This window comes from Mesorhizobium sp. M7A.F.Ca.CA.002.05.1.1 (assembly GCF_003998335.1).
Taxonomy (GTDB): domain Bacteria; phylum Pseudomonadota; class Alphaproteobacteria; order Rhizobiales; family Rhizobiaceae; genus Mesorhizobium.
The window spans coordinates 1-5,145 of the sequence record NZ_RZQI01000409.1; the positions used below are offsets into that span (position 1 = coordinate 1).

Annotated in this window: 3 protein-coding genes; all 3 read left to right on the forward strand. The window is 63.8% G+C overall.

The annotated features are described in order from the left end of the window. The coding region (locus tag EN939_RS38575; protein ID WP_206528311.1) for a hypothetical protein at positions 1-181 on the forward strand (181 nt) is incomplete at its 5' end. A gap of 145 nt (positions 182-326) precedes the next feature. Then, positions 327-1,949, forward strand: coding sequence for a DUF2778 domain-containing protein (locus tag EN939_RS20100; protein WP_127269381.1), 1,623 nt, complete (start codon positions 327-329; stop codon positions 1,947-1,949). Between the two features lie 128 nt (positions 1,950-2,077). After that, positions 2,078-5,145, forward strand: a 3,068-nt coding sequence (uvrB, locus tag EN939_RS20105; RefSeq protein ID WP_127269382.1) for an excinuclease ABC subunit UvrB, incomplete at its 3' end; no start/stop codon positions are given.

The window sequence follows — 5,145 nt, forward strand, 5'->3', positions numbered from 1 at the left end:
GCAGATGCCGCGCCAACGCGCTTCGCAAAAATTAGCAGCGGCTGTTTTGCTTGACTCGGCCGCCAAAAACAGGCAGCAAAACCAGGTCGGAAGGGCGACAACACCACTTTCCTGGCCGTGGACGAAGCCAAATTTGGCCCAAATCCACATCTCGTCGTTGGTTTTGAGAGGAATTGATTAACCAACTTTGTCCATATTTTGAAGCAATCGGCAACCAACTACAGACGCGGCAAACGCGTCGGGGACCACCTGGGATCACTCACAGAATGGTCGTCGCGGCTCTCAAGGCCGCGTACGGGGAAACCGGTTGAAGCGAGATTGGTTGCATGGCGTTGTTGAGTACACACAAAAAAAACCGGGGACAGCGTGAGGGCGGCGAGTTCGTCGATGCTCCGCGTTCCTCTTCCTTCAACGCTGGCCGGGTGGCCCGCTGGGTCGCGCTGCCTTGCGTCAGCACCGCCATCGGCCTTTGGTTGATCGGCACCATGGCCGGCCTCAGTTCCGTCGGCGCCTCGCTGTCGGCGACTTCGGTTGGCCTGCCCCAGACGCTGTCCATGCCGGGATCGCTCGCACTTACCGATCCGCTGAAACAGCACTTCTTGAAAGCACCCTTCGTGCTGGCCAATGCCAATGGCGGCACTCAGGCTCTGCATGATCATTCGGTGCAGTGCGGCGCCAGCTGTTTCAAGCTGGCCAGGGTAAGCTCGCAGGCGGAAAAATCCGAACGCCTTGTAGCGCAGGCAAAGCCGATGCCTGCCCTTGCGAAGTCGAAGGCGCAGGAGCGCTTCGAACGCATGGAAGCGTCGCTTTCGCCGATGAAGCTGGCCGCTGCCTTTGCCGACGCCGGAAAACCTGCCGCCACTGCCAACACGCGCCCGGTGATCTCCACCGTCGCACCGCGAATTGCCGAGGCGTCGCTAGTGCCGTCCGTCCAGGTCACGGCCAGCCTGTCCGATAACATGCCAGTTCCGGCAGCCGAACGTTTCGCCCGGCTGGATACCGGTTCGGTGGTCGTGCAGATCGCACCGCAGCCGATGGGCTTTGCCCAATCCGATACGCCAGACAATTCGCAGTTGGCCCTTGCCCTCGTGCGGTCGCTGCCGGTCGACGCCGAGGCGTTTGCCTCACCGCTGCCGATCGAGGAATCGTCAGCCGATATCGCGGTTTCGCCCGTCGAAACCCAGCAGGATCAACCCGGCGATGCCGCCTCGCTGCCGGACGCGCTGACCGACGACGTGCCGTTGCCGACCCGCCGCCCGCAATTCGACCCGCCGCAGCCCAAAATCGTGCAGCAGCAGCCTAAGCCGGTCCAGCAGCCCAAATCTGTTCAGCAGCCCAAGCCCGCCCAGCAATCGAAGCCGGCGCGTGAGACGGTCCAGCAGGCCCAGCCGGCAAAACCGGCGCGGCAAGGCCGGCCGGCCGATGGCGGCGATGTGCTGGCCTACGCCAAGCCGGACACGCCTTCGGGCGGCCTTGGCAAGGCGTTCAGGAACCTGTTCAACTCGCCGGGATCCAGAAGCGGCGCCGGCAATGGCGTCGCCGTCTACGATATCAGCGCCGCCACCGTCTACATGCCTGACGGCTCAAGGCTCGAGGCGCATTCTGGCATCGGCGCGATGACGGACCAGCCGCGCTATGCCGACCAGAAGAACCGCGGACCGACACCGCCCAACACCTACAATCTGTCGCTGCGCGAGTCGCGCTTTCATGGTGTGGAGGCCTTGCGCCTGACGCCGGTCGATGGCCGCAACAAGTACAATCGCGACGGGTTTCTGGCCCATACGTATCTGCTTCGGGGCCGCTACGCCCAGTCGAGCGGCTGCGTCGCCTTCAAGGATTATGCGCGTTTCCTCGCCGCCTTCAAGAAGGGCAAGATCAAACGCCTCGTCGTGGTGCCGCGCCTGAACGGGTCGGCTACGCAGGTCGCATCAGCCGCCAGGGGCGTGTAGCGACAAGAGGCTTTCGGGCGTACCTTCCCGCCTGCTCCTGACAGCCTGCTGTCAGGAGCAGCGCTGTCCGGCACGCCTCTCCCCACCGCGCTCTTTCCATTTTGGCCAGGAAATCCCATATTCGGGACATGGCCAAATCTCCCGACAAAAAAACGCCGCCGACGGCGAATGACGACCGCGCCGCGCCGAAGCGGCGCAGTCCGCTGACCGATTTCCTCGACGCTTCGGAGCCGCTGCACAGAGGCGGCTTCGCCGAGATGCCGCAGCCGGAGCTCTCTGGCACGCCGCTGACCGGTTCGATCGCGGACTGGGCCGAGCAGATCGAGCAGGAGGCCGAGAAGGAAGGGCGTCTTGCCGGCAAGGGCGACGGCGGCAAATCGCCGAAGCCGTCGAAGAAGATACCCGAGCGTTCAAGCTCGCCGGGACGCAGTTCGCGCGGCACCTCGATGGGTGGGGCGGCGACGGCGAGGGAGCGCACGGCAGCGGGCCTCAACCCGGTCGCGGGTCTCGACATTTCGCTGGAAGACGCCGAGACCATGGCTTCGGGCAGCGTCACCGCGACGGTAGCCGCCCTTTCGGCGTTGATCGAATCCGGCAATCCGCTGCACAAGGACGGTGTGCTGTGGACGCCGCATCGCCCCGCCCGCCCGGAAAAATCCGAAGGTGGCATTGCCATCAAGATGGTTTCGGATTTCGAGCCGGCCGGCGATCAGCCGACCGCGATCAAGGATCTGGTCGAAGGCGTCGACAACAACGACCGGACCCAGGTGCTGCTCGGCGTCACCGGCTCCGGAAAAACCTTCACCATGGCCAAGGTGATCGAGGAGACGCAGCGCCCTGCCTTGATCCTGGCGCCGAACAAGACGCTGGCGGCGCAGCTCTATTCCGAGTTCAAGAAATTCTTCCCGGAAAACGCCGTCGAGTATTTCGTCTCCTACTACGACTATTACCAGCCGGAAGCCTACGTCCCGCGCACCGACACCTTCATCGAGAAGGAATCTTCGATCAACGAGCAGATCGACCGCATGCGCCATTCGGCGACGCGTTCGCTGCTCGAGCGCGACGACGTCATCATCGTCGCCTCGGTGTCCTGCATCTACGGTATCGGCTCGGTCGAAACCTATACGGCGATGACCTTCCAGATGCAGATCGGCGATCGGCTCGACCAGCGCGCGCTGCTCGCCGATCTCGTCGCCCAGCAGTACAAGCGCCAGGACATCAATTTCGTTCGCGGCTCGTTCCGCGTGCGCGGCGACACGATCGAGATCTTCCCGGCCCACCTGGAAGACCGCGCCTGGCGCATCTCGATGTTCGGCGACGAGATCGAGCAGATCACCGAGTTCGACCCGCTCACCGGCCAGAAGACCGGCGAGCTGAAAAGCGTCAAGATCTACGCCAATTCGCACTATGTGACGCCGCGCCCGACGCTGAACCAGGCGATCAAGTCGATCAAGGAAGAGCTCAAGCACCGGCTGGTCGAACTCGAGCGGGCCGGCCGCCTGCTTGAGGCGCAGCGGCTGGAACAGCGCTGCCGCTTCGACCTCGAGATGCTGGAAGCCACCGGCTCCTGCGCCGGCATCGAGAACTATTCGCGCTATCTCACCGGCCGCCAGCCGGGTGATCCGCCGCCGACGCTGTTCGAGTACATTCCCGACAACGCGCTGGTCTTCATCGATGAAAGCCATGTCACCGTGCCGCAGATCGGCGGCATGTATCGCGGCGACTTTCGCCGCAAGGCGACACTGGCCGAATACGGCTTCCGTCTGCCGTCCTGCATGGACAACCGGCCGCTGCGCTTCGAGGAATGGGATGCCATGCGTCCGCTTTCGGTCGCCGTCTCGGCGACCCCCGGCGGCTGGGAAATGGAGCAGGCCGGCGGCGTCTTCGCCGAGCAGGTCATCCGCCCGACCGGCCTGATCGATCCGCCGGTCGAGGTCCGCCCGGCCAAGACCCAGGTCGACGATGTCGTCGGCGAAATCCGTGACACCACCAAGGCCGGCTACCGCACGCTGGTGACGGTGCTGACCAAGCGCATGGCCGAGGATTTGACCGAATATCTGCATGAACAAGGCATCCGCGTGCGCTACATGCACTCCGACATCGACACGCTGGAGCGCATCGAGATCCTGCGCGATCTGCGCCTCGGCGCCTTCGACGTGCTGGTCGGCATCAACCTGCTGCGCGAAGGCCTCGACATTCCCGAATGCGGCTTCGTCGCCATTCTCGACGCCGACAAGGAAGGTTTCCTGCGCTCGGAAACCTCGCTGATCCAGACCATCGGCCGCGCCGCCAGAAACGTCGACGGCAAGGTCATCCTCTATGCCGACCAGGTGACCGGCTCGATGGAACGGGCGATGGCCGAAACCAACCGCCGCCGCGAAAAGCAGGTGGAGTGGAACGAGGCCAACGGCATCACCCCGGAATCGGTCAAGTCGCGCATCTCCGATATTCTGGATTCGGTCTACGAGAAGGACCACGTCCGCGCCGACATCTCGCAGTTCACCGACAGTGCCGGCGCCATGATGGGCAACAACCTCAAGGCCCATCTCGACGCGATGGAAAAGCAGATGCGCGATGCCGCAGCCAATCTCGACTTCGAGAAGGCGGCCCGCATCCGCGACGAGATCAAGCGCCTGCGTGAGATGGAACTGTCCATCTCCGAAGACCCGCTGGCCAAATACGCCGACATGGAAAGCCCGGCCTCCGGCCGCGAAAAGGGCAAGCACAACAAGGGCGTGGCCAAACATCGGACAGCAGAAGAACAGGAGCGTTTCCGCAAGTTCGACGAAGCGCGCGCCGCCGAAGAGGCCGCCAGGGCTGCCCGGCCCAACCTCTTCCGCAAGCCTGATCTCGACGAGATGGGCGCCGACGGCGCCGTACCGGTGAAAAAACCGCTGTTTTCGAAACCCTCGATCGACGATATGGGCCCGGGCACCGACATGCCGACGCCGGCCGGCGCGGTGTCACGCTCGCTGTTCAAGAAACAGTCGGCTGAAGAGGCGCATGGCTCCGATTTCGGCATACCCGGCGAGCCGGTCAAGCCGCTGTTCAAGAAGAACTCGCTCGATGAAATGACCGTGCGGCGGACGGAAAAGCCGGTCGAAGGAAAAGTGCCGGCCAAGCCGCAGCCAATCTCCCCCCAAGTGGGGGAGATGCCCGGCAGGGCAGAGGGGGACGCGAAGGAACGCGACGATTC